Source organism: Tistrella sp., from assembly GCF_002684955.1.
Classification (GTDB): Bacteria; Pseudomonadota; Alphaproteobacteria; order Tistrellales; family Tistrellaceae; genus Tistrella; species Tistrella mobilis.
In genome coordinates this window covers 23685-45750 of sequence record NZ_NYWI01000036.1, presented here as the reverse complement: position 1 = coordinate 45750, position 22066 = coordinate 23685, and the positions used below count along the sequence as shown (strand labels likewise).

18 protein-coding genes are annotated in these 22066 nt (G+C 68.8%); 5 read left to right on the top strand and 13 right to left on the bottom strand.

The window, feature by feature from the left end; all coding sequences use genetic code 11:
- Window positions 1–112 precede the first annotated feature (112 nt).
- Window positions 113–1519, top strand: a complete 1407-nt coding sequence (locus CMO28_RS12670) for a helix-turn-helix domain-containing protein (protein ID WP_296713966.1) — start codon at window positions 113–115, stop codon at window positions 1517–1519.
- 18 nt (window positions 1520–1537) lie between these two features.
- Here the strand turns inward: CMO28_RS12670 and CMO28_RS12665 are convergent, their stop codons facing one another.
- The 5 genes from CMO28_RS12665 to ppc form a co-directional block, all read right to left on the bottom strand.
- Window positions 1538–1894 carry a P-II family nitrogen regulator gene (locus tag CMO28_RS12665; RefSeq protein WP_296713964.1) on the bottom strand — a complete coding sequence of 119 codons (357 nt, stop codon included), beginning with the start codon at window positions 1892–1894 and terminating at the stop codon, window positions 1538–1540.
- 46 nt (window positions 1895–1940) lie between these two features.
- Window positions 1941–4415, bottom strand: coding sequence for a DUF2309 domain-containing protein (locus tag CMO28_RS12660; RefSeq protein WP_296713963.1), 2475 nt, complete (start codon window positions 4413–4415; stop codon window positions 1941–1943).
- A complete protein-coding gene (locus CMO28_RS12655; RefSeq protein WP_296713962.1) occupies window positions 4408–5877 on the bottom strand; it encodes a proton-conducting transporter membrane subunit in 1470 nt (489 codons plus the stop codon). Before CMO28_RS12655 ends, CMO28_RS12660 begins: the two co-directional genes overlap by 8 nt.
- Before the next feature lie 92 nt (window positions 5878–5969).
- A complete protein-coding gene (locus CMO28_RS12650; protein WP_296713960.1) occupies window positions 5970–6869 on the bottom strand; it encodes a LysR family transcriptional regulator in 900 nt (299 codons plus the stop codon).
- A 20-nt stretch (window positions 6870–6889) separates the two neighbouring features.
- Window positions 6890–9667 carry a phosphoenolpyruvate carboxylase gene (ppc, locus tag CMO28_RS12645; protein WP_322111344.1) on the bottom strand — a complete coding sequence of 926 codons (2778 nt, stop codon included), beginning with the start codon at window positions 9665–9667 and terminating at the stop codon, window positions 6890–6892.
- A 175-nt stretch (window positions 9668–9842) separates the two neighbouring features.
- Here ppc and CMO28_RS12640 point away from each other — a divergent pair, with 175 nt between their 5' ends.
- Both CMO28_RS12640 and CMO28_RS12635 read left to right on the top strand, forming a co-directional pair.
- Window positions 9843–10316, top strand: coding sequence for a low molecular weight protein-tyrosine-phosphatase (locus CMO28_RS12640; protein ID WP_296713955.1), 474 nt, complete (start codon window positions 9843–9845; stop codon window positions 10314–10316).
- 127 nt (window positions 10317–10443) lie between these two features.
- Window positions 10444–11469, top strand: a complete 1026-nt coding sequence (locus CMO28_RS12635) for an aldo/keto reductase (RefSeq protein WP_296713953.1) — start codon at window positions 10444–10446, stop codon at window positions 11467–11469.
- 14 nt (window positions 11470–11483) lie between these two features.
- Here CMO28_RS12635 and CMO28_RS12630 read toward each other — a convergent pair whose 3' ends face one another.
- The 5 genes from CMO28_RS12630 to CMO28_RS12610 all read right to left on the bottom strand — a co-directional run bounded on the left by CMO28_RS12630 (window position 11484) and on the right by CMO28_RS12610 (window position 16389).
- The gene (locus CMO28_RS12630; protein ID WP_062768603.1) at window positions 11484–12098 is read right to left on the bottom strand and encodes a potassium channel family protein; all 615 of its coding nucleotides are present in this window, start codon (window positions 12096–12098) and stop codon (window positions 11484–11486) included.
- 203 nt (window positions 12099–12301) lie between these two features.
- The gene (locus CMO28_RS12625) at window positions 12302–12859 is read right to left on the bottom strand and encodes a cytochrome b/b6 domain-containing protein (RefSeq protein WP_296713950.1); all 558 of its coding nucleotides are present in this window, start codon (window positions 12857–12859) and stop codon (window positions 12302–12304) included.
- A gap of 3 nt (window positions 12860–12862) precedes the next feature.
- The gene (locus CMO28_RS12620) at window positions 12863–13153 is read right to left on the bottom strand and encodes a PepSY domain-containing protein (RefSeq protein ID WP_296713948.1); all 291 of its coding nucleotides are present in this window, start codon (window positions 13151–13153) and stop codon (window positions 12863–12865) included.
- Between the two features lie 152 nt (window positions 13154–13305).
- Window positions 13306–15291 (bottom strand): AsmA family protein, encoded by a 1986-nt coding sequence (locus tag CMO28_RS12615; RefSeq protein ID WP_296713946.1) that lies wholly within the window; start codon window positions 15289–15291, stop codon window positions 13306–13308.
- A gap of 252 nt (window positions 15292–15543) precedes the next feature.
- On the bottom strand, window positions 15544–16389 hold the full coding sequence (locus tag CMO28_RS12610; RefSeq protein ID WP_014743926.1) for an OmpA family protein: 846 nt from the start codon (window positions 16387–16389) through the stop codon (window positions 15544–15546).
- Between the two features lie 518 nt (window positions 16390–16907).
- Between CMO28_RS12610 and CMO28_RS12605 the strand changes: the two genes are divergently transcribed.
- Window positions 16908–17825 carry a histone deacetylase gene (locus tag CMO28_RS12605; RefSeq protein WP_296713944.1) on the top strand — a complete coding sequence of 306 codons (918 nt, stop codon included), beginning with the start codon at window positions 16908–16910 and terminating at the stop codon, window positions 17823–17825.
- Window positions 17825–18295, top strand: coding sequence for an MmcB family DNA repair protein (locus CMO28_RS12600; RefSeq protein ID WP_062768589.1), 471 nt, complete (start codon window positions 17825–17827; stop codon window positions 18293–18295). The genes CMO28_RS12605 and CMO28_RS12600 overlap by 1 nt, the downstream gene beginning before the upstream one ends.
- 26 nt (window positions 18296–18321) lie before the next feature.
- Here the strand turns inward: CMO28_RS12600 and CMO28_RS12595 are convergent, their stop codons facing one another.
- From CMO28_RS12595 to CMO28_RS12585, 3 genes are all read right to left on the bottom strand, one after another.
- Window positions 18322–18963, bottom strand: a complete 642-nt coding sequence (locus tag CMO28_RS12595) for a glutathione peroxidase (protein ID WP_296713942.1) — start codon at window positions 18961–18963, stop codon at window positions 18322–18324.
- A gap of 158 nt (window positions 18964–19121) precedes the next feature.
- Entirely contained in the window at window positions 19122–21566 is a 2445-nt protein-coding gene (locus tag CMO28_RS12590; RefSeq protein WP_296713940.1) for a DNA translocase FtsK, read from the bottom strand.
- Window positions 21563–22009: a PAS domain-containing protein gene (locus CMO28_RS12585; RefSeq protein WP_041604788.1), complete on the bottom strand. Its 447-nt coding sequence runs from the start codon at window positions 22007–22009 to the stop codon at window positions 21563–21565. The genes CMO28_RS12590 and CMO28_RS12585 overlap by 4 nt, the downstream gene beginning before the upstream one ends.
- Window positions 22010–22066: the final 57 nt, after the last annotated feature.

Sequence of the window (22066 nt, the reverse complement as noted above, 5' to 3'; positions counted from 1 at the left end):
AAATCTGGAAAAAGGTTTTCAAGTCAAAATGTTGACCTTATTTCCCTTCGGTTTGTAAAGTTTGTGAAAGTCGCCGCGACGTATGGACAGAAAGATCTTCGCAGGCGCACGCATGCGCCATCTCCGCGAAAGCCGCGGCCTCACCCAGAGCGCCATGGCCCGCGACCTCGGCGTCTCGGCAAGCTATCTCAATCTCGTCGAACACAATCAGCGGCCGCTGACCGCGCAACTGCTGCTGAAGCTGGCGACCACCTATGCCATCGACCTGCGTGACCTCGGCGGCGAGAACGAAGCCCGGCTGGCCTCGGAACTGGCGGAAGCGCTGGCCGACCCGGTGGTCGCCGATCCGCGGGATCCGGCCGGCCGGCCGGGCCCCGCCGAGATCAACGACGCCGTCACCTCCAGCCCGCGCATCGCCCGGGCGCTGGTAACGCTCTACCGTGCCTGGCGGCGCAATGCCCGGCAGGCCGACGACCTCGCCTCGCTGGCGCTCGGCCGCGACCGCCGACCGGTCGCCGATGACGACCGTTTTCCGATCGAGGAAGTGCGGGATTATTTCCATGCCCGCGGCAACCACATCACCGAACTCGACACGACTGCCGAAATGCTGGCCGCCGGGCTCCCCGCCGGTGACAGGATGGCCGGGCTGATGGAGCGTCTGCGCGACCGCCACGGGCTGGCCGTGACGGTCCTGCCCATCCATGTCATGCCCGACATGCAGCGACGCCATGACCACCACACCCGCCGGCTGTTCCTCTCGGAACTGCTGCCCCGCCCCAGCCGGTGTTTTCAGGTGGCGGTGCAGATCGCGCTCATGGAGCATGGCGCATTGATGGACCACATGGTCGCAGAGGCGGGGCTTCGCACCGAAGAGGCACGCCGCCTCTGCCGGATCGGCCTTGCCAACTATTTCGCCGGCGCCGTGATGATGCCGTATATCCCCTTCCTGGAAGCCGCAGAGCGCTGCCGCTACGACGTCATGGTACTGGCCGCCCGCTTCGATGCCAGCGTGGAACAGGTCGCCCACCGCCTGACCACGCTTCAGCGGCCGGAAGCGCGCGGCATCCCCTTCTTCCTGCTTCGGGTCGACAATGCCGGCAACGTGTCGAAGCGCTTTGCCGCCGGCGGCTTCCACTTCGCCCGCCATGGCGGCACCTGCCCGCGCTGGCGGGTCCACGATGCCTTCGCCACCCCTGGCCAGACGCTGATTCAGCCGGTCGAAATGCCCGACGGCACGATCTATCTGACGGTGTCACGCACCGTCGACACCCTGCCCGTGCCCCATCCCGGCACCCCCCGGCGGCTGGCGATCAGCCTGGGCTGCGAGATCGGCCATGCACCCCGGGTGGTCTATGGTGACGGGCTGGACCTGGCGAGCCCGGCGGCGGTGACGCCGATCGGCGCCACCTGCCGGCTCTGCGAGCGCCCCAACTGCACCGCCCGTGCCTTCCCGCCGATGACCCGGCCGCTGGTCATCGACGGCAGCCGCAAGAACCTGTCGGCCTTCGAATTCGGCTGACACGCCTCCGGGCAGCGGTCAGCCGGCCTCGGGCCGGGTGAAGTGCTCAAGACGCACCACCTGCACGTCCGAGATGAACATCACCCCAGACTGCTTGCGGAAGAGCGGCGCCAGGCCGGCGGCGATCCGGCGGATGGCATTCTCGGGCGCCACGGCGAGCAGCATCACCAGGCTGGCCTGGTCGTTGAACAGCAGCCGCCCCTCCTGGAAGCGATGATGCCCCTTGCCGGCGACGTCGCGGATGAGGGTGTAGCCGGAGACGCCGGAGTCATCCAGAAGACGCCGGACGAAGGGCTCGGTCTCACCGGTGACGATGATCTCGATCTTCTTCAGCGGGTGGAACAGGATCTGATCGGAAACAGCTGAGTCAGTCATGGGTACGTCTCCTCGGGATCGGATCGGGGTCGGATCTGACATCGGTTCAGGCCGGAATCGGGGTGGCGGAGGCGAGGGCACCACTCTCGGACATCGCCTCGGGTGCCTGTTCGGGCAGCGCCTGCAGCCAGGTGCCGCTGCGGTCGCGCCGCCAGCTGCATCCGGTTTCGGGATCGAGCACCGCGAGCGCGACCCAGCCATTGTCGAACAGGGTGGAGAGCACGGCATGGCGTTCGATGGCCGCCTCCACCCGGGCGCGCGGCGCCTGGACCACGGCCATCAGCCGAAGCGGCTCGTGCCGGATCTGCCCGTCCGCCACCATCACCGACTGGAGCGGCAGACCGACGGCGAGATCGGGGCCATTGCCCTTCAGCACGCCGAGACCCGCCACCGGATCGTGGATGGTCTTCGACCCTGCCCCCCAGGTGTCGTTGTCGAGCGTCGAGAACAGATACTGGGTGTTGATCCACTCCGCGACCACCATCGGCGCGGTCAGGATCACCTCCAGGAGCCGGCCGTCGGCATCCGCCTGCCAGTCATAAGAATGCAGGAAGGTCCGCCCGCCAAGGTCGAGATGGCGGGTGAGCGCCCGATCGCCGACGATGAAGGCGGCATTGCCGGCCAGCGCCCATTCAGGCCGGACTTCGGACCAGTCGGCGGCCCGCTTTTCCACCGCCCGGACCGGATCGGCCGGATCGGCATCGGTCAGGTGCGACGCCCGCTCGGCAGCCGCCGCCCGCCGCGCCCGGTCCAGATCGGCCTGCAGCCGCCGGAAGCTCTGCCGGGACGCCGCCACCGGATCGGGATCGAGAGAGACCCGATCGGTGGTGGTGTCGTGCTCTGCCGACAGGAAGCGGGTGGTCTCGGGGATCACGATGCCCCGCTCCACCAGCGCCGCCCGCACCGCCGGCGCATTCAGCAGCGCCGCCAGGATCCGGGCGTTGGGCCCGCCCCGATTGCCGCCGCAGGCGCCGCAATCCAGGCCCGAGGCGAAGACGTTGTTGACCGTATGACCGCCATGACCGCAGAAGACCACCAGCTCGGCGAAGCCCTTGGTCAGGCCCATCACCCGCAGCGCCCCCTCGGCGAAGAAGGCCTGCTCGGCAGGCGACAGCCCCAGGATCAGATCCTCGGCGTCGTCATGGTGGTGGTGATGATCATGGTCGTGATCATGGTCGTGATGCAGATCCAGGCCCGGCACCACCGACACCTCAGGCATGACGGCCCGGCCGAAGCCGGTGGACAGCCGCTCCGCCAGCCGGGGGCTCAGCGTGCGCAGCATCATGGCCGCACCATGGGCAAGGCCCGTCGCTTCGATATAGCCGAAGCTGCCGGCAACGCCCGCCTTCAGCTCCTTGACCAGAGACTTCAGCCCGCCCAGCCGCCGCCGACCGGCAAGATGCCGCGCCGCCAGATCCGCCGCCTCGGGCAGCGGGTGTTCGTCGACCAGATGACGGGGCCGGAGCAGCACCGGGCAGGAGGCATGCGGGTCATCCTCGCCGAAGGGCCGCACCGCGACCGGGACGCCGAAGAAGCCGGCGAAGCCCAGCGTCGCCCAGGGGCCCGTCGCCTCCAGATGCCGCCGCAGCACTTCCGAGCGCACGTCGATGCAGAGAACGATCTGGCCGAGAGGCTGGTCCGCCCCCGCAGCATCCGCCACGGGCGGGGTGGCGGTCAACATGGTCAGCAGCCGCTGGCGGTGGCTTTCCTCCCAGGCTTCCAGCGCCACCAGACCGGCCGGCGCGCGCAGCCGCCTGTCCGCGGGCCCGGCCGGCGCCGCGACCGGCGGCAGGGTCACCCCCAGCAGATCCGCGAGCGCCAGCCGCACCGCCACATAGTCGAGCAGAGAGGCGGGAGCGACGGCGTTCCAGGGATGATGCCCCCCTTCGGCCACCCGCCAGCGCAGATGCGCAACCCAGCCCGGCAGGGCCACCAGATGGGCCCGGATGATCCCCTCGCGGGTTGCGATGTCCAACCCGGCCAGCCGCTGGTGGACCAGCACCGCCGGATCGTCCGGCAGCTGGTCGATCCGCCGCCGCTCGGGGATCGCCCGATCATGGCGCGCCAGCCGCCGCCAGGCCCGGTAGAAGCCCAGCTCCCGATCCGGCATCGCCCATGTCGCCTGCCCCTGGTCGAGGAAGGCCGCGAGCCAGAAGCCGGTCAGCCGGTCGAGATCTGCGGCGGCGCCGGTGGCCGCCCGCCGGCCGGGCACGACCTCGTGCTGCAGGGCCTTGATCAACCGGTCGGGGTCGGCCAGCTCCGGCCGGCCATGGCGCAGCGCCGCAACCGTCAGCACCGGGGCCGAGATCCGGCCATCCGCCAGGGCCGGGGCCACCATCCCGGCATCGGGCCAGGGCCGGCCGCCGAACAGCCGGGCCGCCTCGGCGGTCGCCGCCTCGAAGGGCAGATCCTCAAGCCCCTGAAGGGGGTTGATGGCAATCATGGTGTGGAGGGGCCGCCAGGGAGCGATGCAGGCGGCAGCGGCTTCGATCTCGGCCAGGAGCCGTGCGGTCTCAGGCATGGGAAGCACCCTTCGTGACGGAGGAGGTGGTGGCAGCGGCGGGCCGTGCCGCCGTGGCGAAGAAGGTCCAGGCAGCGGCGGCCCGGCGATCGAGGCCGAGGGCGATTCCGCCCCAGCCCATGAGCAGCGCCACCGGCAGCAGAAGGTGATACAGGGCGAGCGGCTGCGGTGCCGCCGCGACGCCCGTCAGGGCATCGACGATCAGGATGACGGCGCCGTAGAGACCGCCGGCGATCAGGGCCGCCACCGGCAGCGCGAGCAGCACCACCATGGTCCGGGCCCCGGTGCGCAGCACACCGGTCGCGAGCTGCAGCCCGGCCAGGCCCGCGATCGCCACCAGGATGGCGCCGGTATCGGCCCGGCCCCCAAGCGTGGCGTCGAGCTTGCCGGTCACCAGGGCGAAGCCGGCGCCGGCGGCGATGGCCGCAGGCCAGGCGAGCATCAGGCGGGACGCCGTCACCGGCACCGACGCCCGGGGTGCATGGGCACCGGCCAGCGCCGAGCCCGCCCCCAGGAAGAGGCTCGCCTTGTAGAGCCCGTGCAGCACCAGATGGGCAAGAGCGGCGCCGGGGAAGCCCAGCGCGGCCTGGACCGTCATATAGCCCATCTGCGCGCTGGTAGAGGCTGCCAGCCCCCGCTTCACACCCGTCTGGGCCCGGGACGCGGCCGCCCCGATCAGCATCGCAAGGCTGCCCATGGCGAAGGCCGCGACGGTTGCCGCCGGCACCGCTTCAACGACCGGCAGGGTCCGCAGCATCAGGATGCCGCCGGCATTGACCAGGCCCGCATGCATGAAGGCGGAGACGGGGGTGGGCGCGGTCATCGAGGCCATCAGCCAGCCATGGGCGGGCGGCAGCGCACACTGCACCACCACCGCAGCCACCAGGGCCAGCGCCGCCAGCGCGATGATCATCGGATCCGCAGCAGGCAGCCCGGCTGCGAGGCCTGAGAAGCGGTGCCCGCCCGTGGCCAGCCAGAGCAGAAGCAGGCCACCCCCCAGAAGCACCGTGCCGCCGATCAGGCTGCGGCGCGCAAGGGACGCCGCGGCATCGGCGGCCGCCCAGCCCCGGGCATGGCCGATCGCCCGCGGCAGCACCAGTGCCACCACCGACCAGGCGGCCAGGAAGGCCAGCATGTGGTCTGCGGCGGCCAGGACCAGGGCGGCAAGCGTCAGGATGCCGAGCCGGAGATCGAAGCCGCGACGGTCGCGATCGCCGTCCATGTAGCGCCAGGCGAAGCCCTGGACCAGGGCGGACAGGCCCAACACGGCCGTGGCCAGGAAGAGCGCTGCCCTGTCGATGGTGAGCGGGCCGAGGACGATGCCGTCCCCGACCGGCAGCGCCACAAGCGCAACCACTGCCGCCAGCGCGGCAGCGCCGGTCAGATGACGAAGCCCCGGGCGACGGCCGGGAGCCTGCGGCAGGGACTGAACGCTGCGGGTCGCTGTCTGAAAACCGGTCATCTGCGGACACCTCCATTGCGTGGGGACGTGACCGCTTTTCGCATATGCAGAAAAATCCGTGAAACGGATTTATCTAATCAATCTTATCACGTTTATCGATAAGTCTGGACCCGTTCCCGGATGAAGCCGGCAAGGGCATCGGTGGCCGGATCCGGCCGCGGCACCGACAGCAGGCAGATCTCGGCATCGCTGAGCGCCGGCCATCCGCGGCGGGAATCGAACCCCACCAACCCCTCGGGCACCATGGTCCGGGGCAGCACGGTGAAGCCCAGCCCCGCCTTCACCGCCGCGACCGCACCGGCAAAACTCGGGCTGGAATAGGCCACCGTCCAGGGCAGGCCGATTTCGGCCAGCGCGCGGGTCGCACGGGCCCGGTAGACGCAGGGCGGCGGCGACAGCACCAGCGGCAGCGGGTCGGACGATGCCGCCTCGGCCACCTCGGCAAAGGGGGTCTCGGGGCTCATCTCCGGCCCGCCGACCCAGACCAGATGTTCCCGCCAGAGCCGGATGCTGTCGGCATGCAGATCGTCGGGATCCTGCTTGATGACGATCAGGTCGTAGCGCCCGGCCTTCAGCCCGTCGATCAGATGCAGGGTCAGATCGCAGTTCACATCCAGCCGGATGCGGGGATGGGCGGCCGCGAAGGCCGCCAGGATCTCGGGCAGATAGCGCGTGGCAAAGTCTTCGGGCGAGCCGAAGCGGACCTCGCCCGCGATCTCGGGCGTGCGGAACCGGTCGAGCATCGTATCCGACAGCCGGATCATCTGGCGGGCATAGCCCAGCAGCACCTCGCCCTCGCGGGTCAGGCGAACATTGCGCTTGTCCCGGTCGAAGAGGGTGCAGCCGACCAGATCCTCCAGCTTGCGGATCTGGGTGCTGACGGCCGATTGCGACCGTCCGACCCGTTCGGCGGTGCGCGAAAAGCTGCGCGTTTCCGCCAGAGAAACGAAACTGCGCAGCAGCGCGGTGTCGATGTCATGCACCGGAGACATGCCTCCCCGGATCTGCGGGGTCAGCCGCTGTTGCGCAGCCCGGCCGAGATCCCGTTGATGGTGAGATGGATGCCGGAGAGATGGCGGTCGCTGCCCGCCTCCGACCGGTGCTGGCGCAACATTTCGACCTGAACATGGTTCAGCGGATCCAGATAGGGGAAGCGGTCGCGGATAGACCGCGCCAGCTGCGGCGTCCGCTCCAGCACCATCGTCTGACCGGTGATCGCCAGAAGTGCCGCCTCGGACGACTGCCATTCGGCACGGATCCGGCCGAACACCGCCTCGCGCAGCGCCTCGTCGGGCACCAGTTCGGCATAGCGGGAGGCGATCGCCATGCTGGTCTTGGCCAGCACCATCTCCATGTTCGACAGCAGCGTGGTGAAGAAGGGCCAGTCGCGATACATCCGCCGCAACCGGTCGAGCCCGGCATCGCCATGACGGTCACGCCAGGCGGTCACCGCCGCCCCGAACCCGTACCAGCCGGGCAGCATCGCCCGACACTGCGACCACGAGAACACCCAGGGGATCGCACGCAGATCCTCGATCCGCCGCGTGCGGCTGCGCGAGGCCGGACGGCTGCCGATATTGAGCGAGGCGATCTCGGTGATGACGGTCGAGGCCCAGAAATAGTCTTCAAAGCCGGGCGTTTCGTAGACGAGGGCCCGATAGGCGGCAAAGGCGGTGTCGGACAGCTCTTCCATCGCCGCCATGTCGGCGTCGAGATCGGCGCAGGCCGGCTGCGGCAGAAGGCTCGCTTCCAGCGTGGCGGCGACGAAGGTTTCGAGGTTGCGCCGGCCGAGGCCCGGATTGGCGTATTTGCTTGAGATGATCTCGCCCTGTTCGGTGACCCGGATCCGGCCGCCCACAGCGCCGGCCGGCTGGGCCAGGATCGCGTCATAGGCCGACCCGCCGCCCCGGCCGACCGACCCGCCGCGCCCGTGGAACAGGCGCAGCGCCACCCCGGCCTCGCGGAAGCAGGCGACCAGCTCCGTCTCCGCCTTGTAGAGTTCCCAGCGCGAGGTGACGAAACCGCCATCCTTGTTGCTGTCGGAATATCCCAGCATGACCTCCTGCATCTCACCGCGCGAGGCGACGAGGCGGCGATAGGCCGGGCAGGCAAAGACCCGCCGCATGATCTGCGGTGCGGCCCTGAGGTCGGCGATGGTTTCGAACAGCGGCACGATATTCACTGCGGCGGTTCCATCGGGCCGCACCAGCCCGACCTCCTTCAGCAGCAGCGCCAGTTCCAGCAGGTCCGAAGCCCCATCGGTCTTCGAGATGATCACGTTCTCGATCGCCTGGGGCCCGAGGCGGCGATGGGTCGCCGCCGCCTCTGCGAAGATTGCGAATTCGGCCGTGGTCTCTTCGCAATATTTTGCGAAGGGTGACACCAGCGGCCGGGTGGTCGCAAGCTCGCGCTCCAGAACCGCGATGCGTGCCTCCTCGTCCAGCGACAGATAGTCGGTGCCGGGGGCGGCCACCTCCAGCAGCTCGGCCACCGTGCGTTCATGCACCGCCGAATTCTGGCGCAGATCAAGCACCGCCAGATGGAAGCCGAAACAGTCGACCGCCCGCCTCAGACGCCGCAGCCGGCCGCGGGCGAGCAGAACCGAGCCATTGGCCACCAGGCTCTCATGAACGATGTCGAGATCCCGGGCAAGCCCGGCCGGATCGGCATAGCGCGGCGCCGCGGGCACCGGGCGGGTCACCGCATCGGCCGCGTCGAGGGCCACCGCCGTCGCCGCCATCCGGGCATGAATGCCGGCCACCGCCAGGCGATAGGGTTCCTGGCGCTGATGTTCGGGCGTCACCGGCGAGGCCGCAGCCAGCGCCGCCAGATCGTCGCTCACCGGCACCAGCGTCGCCGACAGCGAGAGTTCGGCCCCCAGCTCGTGCAATTCGGCAAGATAGAATTTCATCGCCTGGCGGGTGTGCAGCCGCATGGTCGTGCGCAACACGTCGGCGGTCACGAACGGGTTGCCGTCGCGGTCGCCGCCGATCCAGCTGCCCATCTTCAGGAACGAGGCGACACCCGCCCGCGCCTCGGCGGTGCTGCCGGCGCGGCGGGCGAGCATGTCTTCCACCCGGGCGTGAACGGCCGGCACCTCGGTCAGGAAGGTCTCGTCGTAATAGCTCAACCCGTTGACCACTTCGTCGATCACGGTCAGGCGGGTGCGGCGCAGCATGGCGGTCTGCCAGAGGGTGAGCACCGCCCGGGTGACCTCTTCCTCGATCGCCGCCGCCTCTTCGCCCTGCGGCCGCTCGCGGTCGCGGCGGTCGAGCAGGCGGGCGATTTCCGCCTCACGCGTCAGCGTGCTCTTGCGGCGCACCTCGGTCGGATGGGCGGTCAGCACCGGCCCCACCCGCGCCGTGTCGAAAAAGGCCGCCAGCCGATCGGGATCGAGCCCGTCGGTCGCCGCGCGCGCCATCGCATAGTCGAGCGTTCCGGCCGCCGGACCGTCGCCGTCGGGCATGCCGGCGCGCGACTGGCGCAACCGGTCCTGATCCTCGGCGATGTTGGCGAGATGGGAGAAATAGCTGAAGGCGCGGACGATCTTCAGCCCCTGCACCGTGTCCATGCCACCCAGCAGCGCATCGAGTTCGTCATGGGCGGCACGATCCTCGTCGCGATGGAAGCGGATCGATGTCTGGCGGATCCGCTCCACCAGATCGAAGACCTCCGCCCCCTCGTTGAGGCGGACGATGTCGCCCAGGATCCGGCCGAGGAAGCGGATGTCGTCTTTCAGGGCTGCGTCGGACCCGTTGCCGTTGGCCGCCCTGGCGGGACCGCGCGTCATGCCGTCGTCGTCGCTCACACCCTGCTCCCTGCTCTTCCGCGGGGTCGTGCCATCCGCCACCGCCTCCATCTATTGGTAAGGCTGCCGGCGCGGCATCACAAGGCGGAGACTTGCTCCTTTCGCCGCAATGCGGCAGAGAAAGCTTCATGCCAGCCACCGTCACCGGAACCCGATCATGGCCACCACACCGCCCGCCATTCTGTTCGTCTGCCTGGGGAATATCTGCCGCTCTCCTCTTGCCGAAGCCGCGATGCGCCGGGCGGCCGCGGCGGCGGAGCTGGAGGTGGTGATCGACTCCGCCGGCATCGGCGGCTGGCATGCGGGCGAGATGCCCGACGGACGGGCCCGGGCCGTGGCCGCCCGTCACGGCATCGATATCAGCGGCTATCGTGCCCGTCAGGTGAAGGGATCCGACTTCACCCGCTTCACCCATCTGGTCGCCATGGATCACGAGAATCTGGAGGCGCTGCGCCGCCTAGCCCCCGCCGGGGCCACGGCAGAGATGTCGCTGATGCTGGATCATGTCCCCGGCCGGCTGGGGCAGGCGGTGGCCGATCCCTATTACGGCGCAGACGCAGGCTTCGACCTCACCTGGGCCCAGGTCACGGCCGGGGCCGAGGGGCTGGTGGCGCGGCTGCGCCAGGGCTGATCCCTCACCAGGGTGAATTCCGCTCAGGCTGCCCCCCGGCCGATTTGGGGGTGACCCGACCGTCCGCTTCCGCTCTGCTGCGGGTTTGCCGCCTTGCGCGGCAGACCGCAACCGGGGAGGACGATCCATGGAATACCGCACGCTCGGCGGTTCGGGGCTGAAGGTCCCGGCACTGATCCTGGGCACCGCCACCTTCGGCGGCGGCACCGAGTTCTTCCGCAAATGGGGGGAGACGGGGGTGGCGGAGGCCACCCGGCTGGTCGATCTGGCGCTGGATGCCGGCTGCACCATGTTCGACACCGCCGACAGCTACTCGCTCGGCCGGTCGGAAGAAATCCTGGGGCAGGCGATCCGCGGCAGGCGCGACCAGCTGCTGATCGCGACCAAGACCGGCATGGCGCTGGGGCCCGGCCCCAATGATCTCGGCACCTCGCGCAGCCGGATCATCGCCTCCTGCGAGGCGAGCCTGAAGCGGCTTGGCACCGACCGGATCGACCTCTACCAGCTTCACGCTTTCGATGCGGTGACGCCGGTCGACGAGATGCTGCATGCGCTGGACACGCTGATCCGTGACGGCAAGATCCGCTATGCCGGGGTCTCGAACTATTCCAGCTGGCACCTGATGAAGATGCTGGCGGCGGCCGACCGCCTGGGTCTGCCACGGCCGGTGGCGCACCAGGTCTACTATTCCCTCGTCGCCCGGGATGCCGAATGGGAGCTGATGCCGCTCGGGCTCGACCAGAAGGTCGGCACCCTGGTCTGGAGCCCCCTCGGCGGGGCCAGGCTCTCGGGCCGTGTCGGCCGCAACCGCCCGGCACCGGCCGACAGCCGGGCCGCGACCGATGCCAGCTGGCAGGTGCCGGACGAACGGCTCTATGCCATCACCGACGTGCTCGAGGCCCTGGCGGCCGAGACGGGGCACAGCATTCCCCGCCTCGCCCTCGCCTGGCTGCTGGGCCGGCCGGGGATTTCCGGACTGGTGATCGGCGCCCGCACGCCGGAGCAGCTGGCGGCCAATCTGACGGCAGGCGAGATCATGCTCGACACCGACCAGATTGCCCGCCTCGACGCCGCCAGCGCCGTCAGCCCACCCTATCCCTATTGGCATCAGCAGCGGACCATGGCCGCCCGCAACCCGCCGCCGGTGCCCTGAGCGCGGGGGCCCGATCAGTCGCCCGCGCCGGCGTTATGGTCCGAGATATGGTCGGCGCGGTGGCGCACGTCCTGAATATGCGGCCGCCATGGGGCATGCGGATGCCAGGGCTGCCAGGCATGATGCCCTTCGGGCTGGCCCTCCCGCGCCTTGCGCGCCGACCGGCGCTCGTCATGGCGCTCGATCGCGCTGGTCAGCACCGCCACCACCACGGCGGTGGTCCAGCCGAACAGGATGATACCGTTGACCGAGGCCATCGCCCCCAGCAGCCGCCACTGGTGGTCGAGCACGATATCGCCATAGCCAAGCGTGCTGAAGGTCACCACCGAGAAATAGAGCGCGGATTCGAGGTTCGAGAACTCACCCAGCCAGAGCAGCATCACCGCCCAGCCCCAGATCTCGATGGTATGGGCGACCAGCATCCCCAGGGTGGCGGCCGCAACCATCATCGGAACCGCAATAAAGGCATCGCCCAGAAGTTTCGACATCGTCGGCTCGAAGCGCCGGAGCCCGGCGATCACTGCAACGGTCGCAATTGTATGCAGTGCGATATTGCCGAGGATCGCTGCCGTCGCAACCACGAGCTGGAGGCTGACGCCAATATCGGGGGCAATGTCGACTTCGGTCATGAAGGGCGGCTCCGGGCACGGGCGATCTGCCACCGGCAAGGGTGGCTCGACAGCCTAGCGCCGTCGCCACCGGCCGCAAAGTGCTGCCGACCAAGGTGCATGCGATCCCGCCTTTCCAGGCGTCCCCTGCCGAAAAAAACCGCACCGCCGCGCGGGGCGCGGCGATGCGGCGACAGCAGATAGGGGTAGCCGGGCGGAGCGGCTCAGCGGCGCCAGCGCTTGCGGCCGGTGACCATGGCTGCGACCAGATTGACCCGGCCGAACAGGCTCTCCAGGATCGCAACCGCAGCATGGACCAGGGCGAGCGGAATGATCGCCTCGGCCGCGGCCTCATGAAGCCCTTCCACCCACTCGATACCCCAGAAGGTATCGGTGGTCGTCATGATGCCCGTCACCGTGACCACGGCCAGCAGGGCCATCAGCGCCAGCATCATGACCGCACCCGCCGGATTGTGTCCGACATAGTCGCGCGCGCGTCCGGCCAGAAGGTCCCGGAGATAGCCGGCAAGCCGACGCGGCGCGGGGATGAAGTCGGCGAAGCGCGCATGACGCGTGCCCACGAATCCCCAGAGGATCCGTATGGCCAGCACCCCCGCCAGCACATAGCCGACCAGACGATGCGGAGCTTCGCCTTCTTCAAGCAGCCCCAGATCGAGCACGCAGCCCACGACCGTCATCCAGTGGAAGGCACGCACGACCGGATCCCAGACCCGGACCCCGGGCCCGCCCGGCCGTGCGGCCGCCTCGATCCCCGCAGCCATGGCTCAATCGATCTCCTGCTTCACGATATGGCCATCGGTCGGGTCGAAATAGACCTCGACCTTCCGGCCTTCCTTGTCGTGGCCATAGATCTCGTAGCAATTGCCCTTGGTGGTCTTGAAGGTGCGGATGTCCTTGTAGCCCATCTCGGCGATCTTCGCCTTCATCTGGTCTTCGGACATCCACTTGTCCTTGGGGGCACTGGTGCAGGTCGTGCTGGCCAGGGCCGGTGCGGCCAGGATGGTCAGAACCGCGGCGGGGGCCGCGACGGCGGCAAACAGACGGGCAAACGACATGGGGAGAGACTCCAGAGGGCAGTTGGGAAGCTGATCCGATGTGGCGGCGCAGACGGCACCGTCCCGCGCCACGTCATCAGCCTACCCATGCGGGCTTTCACCCCACTTACCCACGGCTTGCGCGATCCTTACGGCCCGCGCCCGGGACGATCTCAGCGCCCCAGAAGCCCCTTCAGCGCATCGCCGAAATTGCCCGAGCGCACGTCGTCGAGCGCCTTGCGCCTGGCGTCGGGATCTTCGAGCGTGCGCTTGACCGTCCCTTCCAGATCGGGCCGGAACGACAGGTTGTCCCAGGGGCCCTGAACCAGAACCGGCACCATCACGCCAGAAAGCCCGGTCTGTCCGCCCTGGCCTTCCAGATTGGCCACGGCCTTGGGCTCGATGCGATAGTCGATCCGCCGCGCCGGCAGATCGACCGTCCCCTGCCCGCCGACCCGCAGCAGCGGCGCCTGCATCTCGGCGTCGCGATTGGTCAGGATGCCCTTGTCGAGGGTGTAGGTCCCGGCCAGGCGGGCGAAATCGGTCTTGCGCGCATCGGACGTCTCGCCGCGCAGGGCACCGGTCGGATCACGGATCAGCGCCGCGATGTTGATGCCGCGGATCGCGCCGTCGGTGAATTCGAACAGCCCCTTGCCGCCGAGCGCCCCGATCAGGGCACGCTGGCTGTTGCCGCGCGCCGTCAGATCGGCCTCCAGCCGGCCCTTGCCTTCAAGACGGTCGAAACCGGCGGCCGCCTTCAGCAGCGGTAGCATGTCGAGACCGCTGAAGGTGGCCTTGACGTTCATCGACGCAGGCGCCGCCCGGCCGTCCAGGCCGATGGTCGCCGAACCGCTGCCGCCATAAAGCGTGGTCTTCGGCACCTCGATCCGCGCCCGCCGGTCATCGAGGGCCAGGCGGAGCTCGGTCGCCCCCAGCTTGGTATCGCCGAGGCTGACCGAGGTCGCATTCAGCGTGACATCGGCATCGAGCAGCCCCAGGGCGGAGAGATCGATCGGATCGTCGCTCCAGCCGCCCGCGGCCTTGTCCGTCCCGGCCGCGCCGTTCCCGGCACCGGCCTCCGATGATCCGCCTGCGACATAGCGATCAAGCACCAGATCGCCGGTGGTCAGGCCGGCGGTGATCTTCGGGCGCGGCCCTGCGATATCGGCCGAGAGCGAGCCCGTGGCCTCGATGTCGTCGACACCCAGTTTCATGTCGGTGAGGGCGACCCGCGTCGCCGTGGCGTCGATCCTGCCGTCGAGGTTCAGCCGGGTGGCGACGCCATCCGGCAGGGTCGGCCCGGGGGCCGCGGCGGCGATGATCGACCGGAGATCGGGCAGCGACAGCCCGGCCGTCCCGTTGAAGCCCGGAGAGGCACCAAGATTGGCATCGCCTGCGAGATGGATCTTGCCCTCACCCAGGCCGAGATCCAGGCTGACGGGGGTTTTGCCGCCTTCAAGCACCGCCCGGGTCTGCCCCGCCTCGGCCGAAATCGTCACCGGCTGATCCCGCCAGCTGGCATCGCCCGCAAGCGTCAGGCTGCTCTCGAGATCGGGGGCGGCAAGGGTCAGGTTCACATCGTCGAGCCGCTCGTCGGTGCCGCTCATGGCATCGGTGTAGATGACCGTGCCGTTGGTGATCTTCACCTCGCCGAGGCTGAGACCCGAGAGCCCGCCACCGGAAGACGGCGTTGCAGCCGGGGCAGCCGGGGCCGACCCGCCGGCCGCGGGTGCCGCCGGCGTCAGGGTGCCCGTGCTCGTCTGTCCGCCTGCATGGATCTGCCAGTTGGCCGCGCCATCGGCGTTGCGCTCCAGCCGGATCACCGGCTCGTCCAGCACGAAACGCCGAACCTGAACATCGCCCGACAGCAGCGGCCAGAGGGCGAGTTCGACCTGAAGCTGGCCGATACGCGCCATGTCGCCGGCATCCGACCAGGGGGCATTGGCGAAGCGGGCGCCGTCCACCCGGACCGCAAGATCGGGCAGAACGTTCAGTCCGACATCCCCCTCGATCACCAGCTTGCGCCCGGTGCGGGCCTCCACCTCGGCGGTAACCCGCTGCACGATCGCCTCGGTCGGGATCAGGAAGGGAGCCGCGATCGCGGCGCCGGCCAGCACGACCACCAGCACCCCAGCTGCAATCAGGATCTTCTTCATCATCCGCGCCTCTCTCCCCGGGGACCAGGATACGGTCTGTCAGATGTTCCGAGCCCACCATGCCTGATCCCGGCCCGGTTGTCCGGTGACAGAACATGTCACGGCCCGAATGGCTGCACCCGCACCGTGAAACCCGCAGGGCCACGTCCCCCGACGAAAAAAGGGTGGACCCGCCGGAGCGGATCCACCCTTTCTGTCGTCTTCGCGATCTCCGGCCCGGTCACCCGGGCCGGCATCGGTCAGGATCCGCCGGGATCACTGCGCCAGACGGATGATCACGACGCGGTTGCGCTGCTCGCGCACGCCGTCGGCGGTCGGCACCGGCACGTCACGCTCGCCATGGGCAACGGCGGTGATCGCGTTGCGCGGCACGCCCAGCTTCACCAGCTCGGCGGTCACCGACTCGGCGCGGCGGGTCGACAGCCGGTCGTTGTACGGGATCGGGCCCGAACGGTCGGTGTGCGCGTCGAGACGCAGCGCGACCGACTTGCGCTCCTTATAGGCCTGGGCCGCATCACGGATGATGTCATAGGCCTGGCCGTGCAGCTGGGCGCTGTCCCACGGGAAGAAGATCTGGAATTCGACCGGCTTCACCACGGCGACCGGCTGCGGCGCCGGGGCGGCCTTGGCCTCGAGCTCGGCCATCGCATCCTCGAACATCTTGCGGCAGGCCGCGATGTCCTCGGGCTGATGGTTCTCTTCCTGCTCCTGGACCCAGCAGTCGAAGCCGGCCTGGGCCTTGGCGGCCGCAACCGGCTTGGCCGAGGTGGCGCCGCCGTTCAGCTGCGTCATCAGGCGCTGACGGGCCGAGGACAGGGCCGGAACCGAGGCGGCCGGCAGGTACCAGTCGGAGAGCTGCTCCGGCGGCACCATGGTGCCTTCGCGGGCCCACTCGCCCTTCTGCGCGAAGACGTCGCCGTCGACCCAGTCGAACTCGGCGCGCTCGGCGCGGGCCAGCGCCAGATACTCGTCCGACAGCGCCGCCAGGAACGGATCGGCCGGGGCCGGGGTCTGCGCGATGCTGTCGGGGTCGATCAGACCGCAGGCAGAGATGCTGCCGGCAACGAGGCCGACCACGGCAATGCGGTTCAGCGCGTTCATTATGGATTACCCTCCTTGGTGAAGCCGTTGGGGTGGTTGCCGGGCATCCTATCGAATACGGCAGATGATGCCCGAGTCATCGTCGTGGCTTTTTCGTCACCCTTGATGCCCACCATAGAACACGGCCTGCATCAGGGCTTCTGGCGCGTGATTTCCGGTATCCGGCCGGGTTTCAGACGGTCGGGCACCGCAGCTCACGCTGCCATTCGGAGATCATGCAACCCCCGCTGTGCTTCGCGAGCCTGCACCTTCTCCACGCCGCCCGGCGAGGGGAATGGCGGCAGGCTTCGCACGAAGGCGCGGCTTCGAGAATACTCCCGAAACCGGCCGGGAAAAACAGGCAACCGGCGCCGTTCCGGCCGATCGGGCTTCGCGACGGGCGGCCTCCGGCGTGCCCTCCGTCGCTCAACTCCTGCGGCCGTTTTACGATCCATGATGGGCGGACCGGATTGACGCCACATATTGTCACAGCATCCTTAATGTTTCGCGACACGGGGTCAGGTCAAGGGTTGCGTCGAATGAGTCTGAGCTTGGTGCATCATTCCTGCTACACTGTGCCCTTCCCGCCACGACACCGTTTCCCGATCGGCAAGTTCGCGGCCCTGAAGGCGCATCTGGACCGGGGGCCGTTCGCCAACAGGTTTTGCCATATCGTGCCTGAACCTGCCGAGGCGGCCCTGCTGGAGCGGGCCCATACGCCCGATTACGTCGCCGACGTGCTGGCCTGCCGGCTGGATCCGACGGCGATCCGCCGCATCGGCGTGCCCGTCACCCCGCCGGTGGTGATGCGGGCGACGGCATCGGTGGGCGGCACGGTCGCGGCGGTCGAGGCAGCCCTGGCCCGCGGCATCGCCAGCAACACCGCCGGCGGCAGCCATCATGCCCATGCGGGTTTCGGTGCCGGGTTCTGCGTGTTCAACGACGTCGCCGTGGCCGCCTGTCACGCACATGCCACGGGGCGGGCCGGACGGGTGGTGATCATCGACCTGGATGTTCATCAGGGCGACGGCACCGCCCGCATTCTGGAGGATCAGCCCTGGGCGGTGACCTTCTCGATGCACGGGGCCCGCAACTTCCCGGTCCGCAAGGCCCGCAGCACCATCGATATCGAGCTGCCGGACGGCACCGGCGACGCGGCCTATCTCGATCAGCTGGAAGACGCCCTGCCCGGGCTTCTGGACGCGCCCCGGCCGGATCTGGTCATCTATCTGGCGGGGGTCGATCCGCATCGGGACGACCGGCTGGGCCGGCTGGCGCTGACCGATCGCGGCCTGGCCGCCCGAGAGCATCTCGTGCTCGACCGGTGTCTCGCCCGTGGCATTCCGGTGGCCACGGTGCTGGGTGGCGGCTATGACGAGGATGTCGAGGCCCTGGCACGCCGCCATGCGCTTGCGATCGAAACCGCCGTCAGACTTGCAGAGGCCTACAGATTGTGATGGACGACGAGGCGAAGACCCCCGCTGCCGGCAATTCGGTCGCGGGCATCGCGGCCATGGTGGCCGCCGGAACCAGGCGGATGCTGGAAGAGGCGATGGATATGGCCGTGCTCGCCGAATTTCCGCTCGCCTCGGGTCGGCGGGCCGATCTGATGGCGCTCGACGCCAAGGGGCAGTTCACGCTGATCGAGATCAAGAGCGGCGCCGCGGATTTTCGCACCGACCGGAAATGGCCGGAATATGCCGGCTGGGCCGACCGTTTCCTGTTCGCCGTCGCCCCGGATTTTCCGCAGCAGATCCTGCCCGAAGACGAGGGGCTGATCCTGGCCGACGCCTTCGAGGCGGCGATCCTGCGCGAGGCGAAACCACGCCCGCCGCTCGCCCCTGCCCGCCGCAAGGCGCTGACCCTGCGCTTCGCCCGGATTGCAGCGCGGCGGCTTTCGGGCGGCACGATGCCCCGGGACGTCTGAAGGGAGCCTGGCCCTCTGAAGGGGGCTCAGTCCAGTCTGGCCTGCCGCCGAGGCAGGACGGCTTCGATCGCCGAGACGATCTCACGATCGGTCGGCTCCACCCGCGAGGGCCAGCTCTTTACCGCCCGGCCCTGGGCATCGATCAGGTATTTGTGGAAATTCCAGCGCGGCGCCGCGTCGTCGCCAAGCGAGGCGGTCAGCCAGCGAAACAGCGGATGCGCCTCGTTGCCGCGCACCGTCTGCTTTTCCGCCAGCGGGAAATCGACGCCATAGGTGACGGTGCAGAATTCCCTGGTGCGACCGGCCTCGTCGTATTCCTGGCCGCCGAAATCACCCGAGGGGACGCCGACCACCACCAGGCCGCGGTCGCGATAGTCCTGCCAGAGCTTCACCAGCCCTTCATACTGCCGGGTGAAGCCGCTGAGCGAGGCGGTGTTGACGATCAGCAGCGGCTGGCCGCGCCAGGCCGCCATGTCGATCGTGCCGCCATCGATCGCCGGCAGGGAAAAATCATAGGCCGTCATGCCGCCCACCTCCGCCGTCGCCTGTGTCGACGCCTCACCGCCGGTGCTGCGCGGCAGGGCAGAGGCCGGCAGCACCGCCACAGCCGCGATCGTGGCCGCCGCGGTTACGGCGATACCTGCCGCCAGGATCCTGCCGATGGTCATGATGCGCGCCTTTCCGGCTGAGACACAGAGCCTGAAACGTCAAACAAGCCTGAAACGTGAAGGGCCGCCCTGCCCTCTCCCGTCAGGGGAGAGAATAGGACGGCCCGTCGGTCGTTCAAGCCCGGAACCGGGGGTGCGACCCCGTGAAGCCCCGGGGCTCAGCTCTGCTGGCGACGCTCGGCGAAATAGTTGCGGGCATTGACCAGGATCTGGCGCCGGCCGACATGGTCGGGCGGGCTGATCATGCCCTCGGACTCCATCCGCTCCACCAGCCGGGCGGCACGGTTGTAGCCGATCTGCAGATGGCGCTGGATGAAGCTGACCGAGACCTTGTCTTCGCGCAGGATCAGCGAGACTGCCTGGGCGAAGATATCGCCGTCATCCTCCCCCTCGGCCGCGACATCGTCGGAGGGCAGCCCCTCGACCGGACCATCGCCGTCATCCTCTTCGGTGACGCTGTAGACATAGTCGGGCCGGCCCTGGCCGCGCAGATGCTCGACCACCTCTTCGACCTCGCGATCGCTCACGAAGGGCCCGTGGACGCGGGTGATGCGCCCGCCGGCCGCCATGAACAGCATGTCGCCCTGGCCCAGAAGCTGCTCGGCCCCCGCTTCGCCCAGGATGGTGCGGCTGTCGATGCGGCTGGTGACCTGGAAGGAAATCCGGGTCGGGAAATTGGCCTTGATGGTGCCGGTGATCACGTCCACCGAGGGCCGCTGGGTGGCCATGATCAGATGGATGCCGGCGGCGCGGGCCATCTGGGCCAGCCGCTGGATCAGGGTCTCGATCTCCTTGCCCGCCACCAGCATCAGATCGGCCATCTCGTCGACGACCACCACGATATAGGGCAGGTGTTCAAGATCGACGATCTGCTCCTCGAAGATCGGCTCCTGCTTGGCCTTGTCGTAGCCGACCTGCACCCGGCGGGTCACCTGCTCGCCGCGCTCGGCAAGCTCGGCCACCCGGCCGTTATAGCCTTCGATGTTGCGCACGCCCAAAAGCGACATGGAGCGGTAGCGGCTCTCCATCTCGCGCACGACCCATTTCAGTGCCGCGACCGCCTTGTTGGGGTCGGTGACGACCGGGGTCAGCAGATGCGGGATCTCGTCATAGACCGACAGTTCCAGCATTTTGGGGTCGACCATGATCAGCCGGCACTGTTCCGGCGGCAGCCGGTAGAGCAGCGACAGGATCATGGCATTGATGCCGACCGACTTGCCCGATCCGGTGGTGCCGGCGATCAGCAGATGCGGCATGCGGGTCAGATCGACCACCACCGGCTCGCCGCCGATATTCTTGCCCAGCGCCAGCGGCAGGCGGTGATGCGCCTGGGTATAGGCGGGCGAGGCCAGGATTTCGCGGAGATAGACGGTCGCCCGCGACTCGTTCGGCAGCTCGATACCGATCACGCTGCGTCCGGGTACCACGGCGATGCGCGCGGTGATGGCGCTCATCGACCGGGCGATGTCGTCGGCGAGGTTGATCACGGTCGAGGATTTGGTGCCGGGCACCGGCTCCAGCTCGAACAGGGTCACCAACGGTCCGCGCCGGACCTCCATGATCTCGCCGCGCACCCGGAAGTTCCTGAGCACGGTTTCAAGCTTGCGGGTCTTGTCGGCCAGCACGCCCTCGTCCAGCGCCGGATCGTCCTCGGCTTCCGAGGTCGCCAGCAGGGCCAGGGCAGGCAGGACATAGCCGGCATCCTGGCCGGCGTCGTCCCAGCTCTCCGGCTCGTCCTCAGCTGCCCCGTCCTCGGCTACCCCGTCCTCACCGGCCTCTTCACCTGCGGCCGCCACGTCATCCGCCTCGGCCTCGAAGGCATCATCGGCGTCCGCGTCGTCGAGATCGTCATCAACGATATCGTCGAGAGGATCCGCCTCCTCGTCCGCAGAGGCGTCATCGAACGCCGGATCGGCATCGACCGGCGCTTCGGAGACATCCTCCGCCGCGTGCTCGACCGCGGTGTCCTCGTCCGCCATATCCCCGGCAGGCTCGACCGCATCCGTGTCGGCATCGTCATCATCGAGGGTATCAGCGACGGGTGCCGTCTCAGACTCTTCGGCGACGGGCTCTTCAGCGACGGGCCCGGCCATATCGACCGCCTCTGCCTCGGCATCTGCTTCATTGGCGGCGGCCAGCGCCTGGAAGTCGAAGACCGGCTCTTCGCCCGGGATCACCTCGGCGGTCAGCAGTTCGCCTTCCATCAGCGGCGGCGGCAGAACCAGGGGCATGGACAGAGCCAGGGCGAGAGCTTCCGCCTCGTCGGGCCAGTCTTCGCCATCCTCGGGCTCCAGCGCCGGGGCAAGGGCCGCTTCCGACCATTCCACCCCCGCCAGGAAGCCATAGGCAACCGCCAGCGCCTGCGCCTCGTCGATGGTGCCGGTGGCATAGATGACGGCCGCCTGCTCGGTGCCGGGATGGGCTTCGATCGCCCATTCCGGCTGACCGCTATCGTCCAGCGCCAGCTTGATCAGACGGAAGGGGCGGTCGGTCATCGCGCACCACAGGCCGAATTCCTCGGCACGCGGCGGCATGGCGTTGTCCTGCTCGGGCTCGCGGCGCGGGTCCAGATCGGGCAGCGTATAGGGGCGCCGTGCGGTCATGCGTCCACCCTGTAGGCGGCGACGAGGAGCTTGCTCACCTCGCCGTCGAGATCGAAGAAGGGCAGCACCAGACGTTCCCAGGTCTGCTGCTCGCCGTCGAACATCGCCGTGTACACCCGCGAGACCGGCAGCCGGTCGGCGCGCACCGCATCGTATTCGGCGGCAAGCACGGCGGCCCGGTCGGCCGCGATCCGGGCCAGGGTGCAGCCGGTCAGGTCGCCGCCGAAGGCGGATGCATAAGCGGGGCTGTAATAGCGATAGACGTAACCGCCGGTTTCGTCCAGACCCAGGATGGCCATGTTGTCGAGCCAGGGCCTGAGGTCGGCCGGCGACATGCCGTCGAGAGCGGGAAAGCTGCCGCCGGCGCACAGCCGGAGCCAGAGGCCATAGAGGGCCTTCAGCTTGGGATGCCGCACGACGAGCGCCAGAGTGGATGAGGACATCGCGGAACCGATTACGGTTGGAGAGACGGAACGGAAAGAGGTCGACGCAACGCCGAA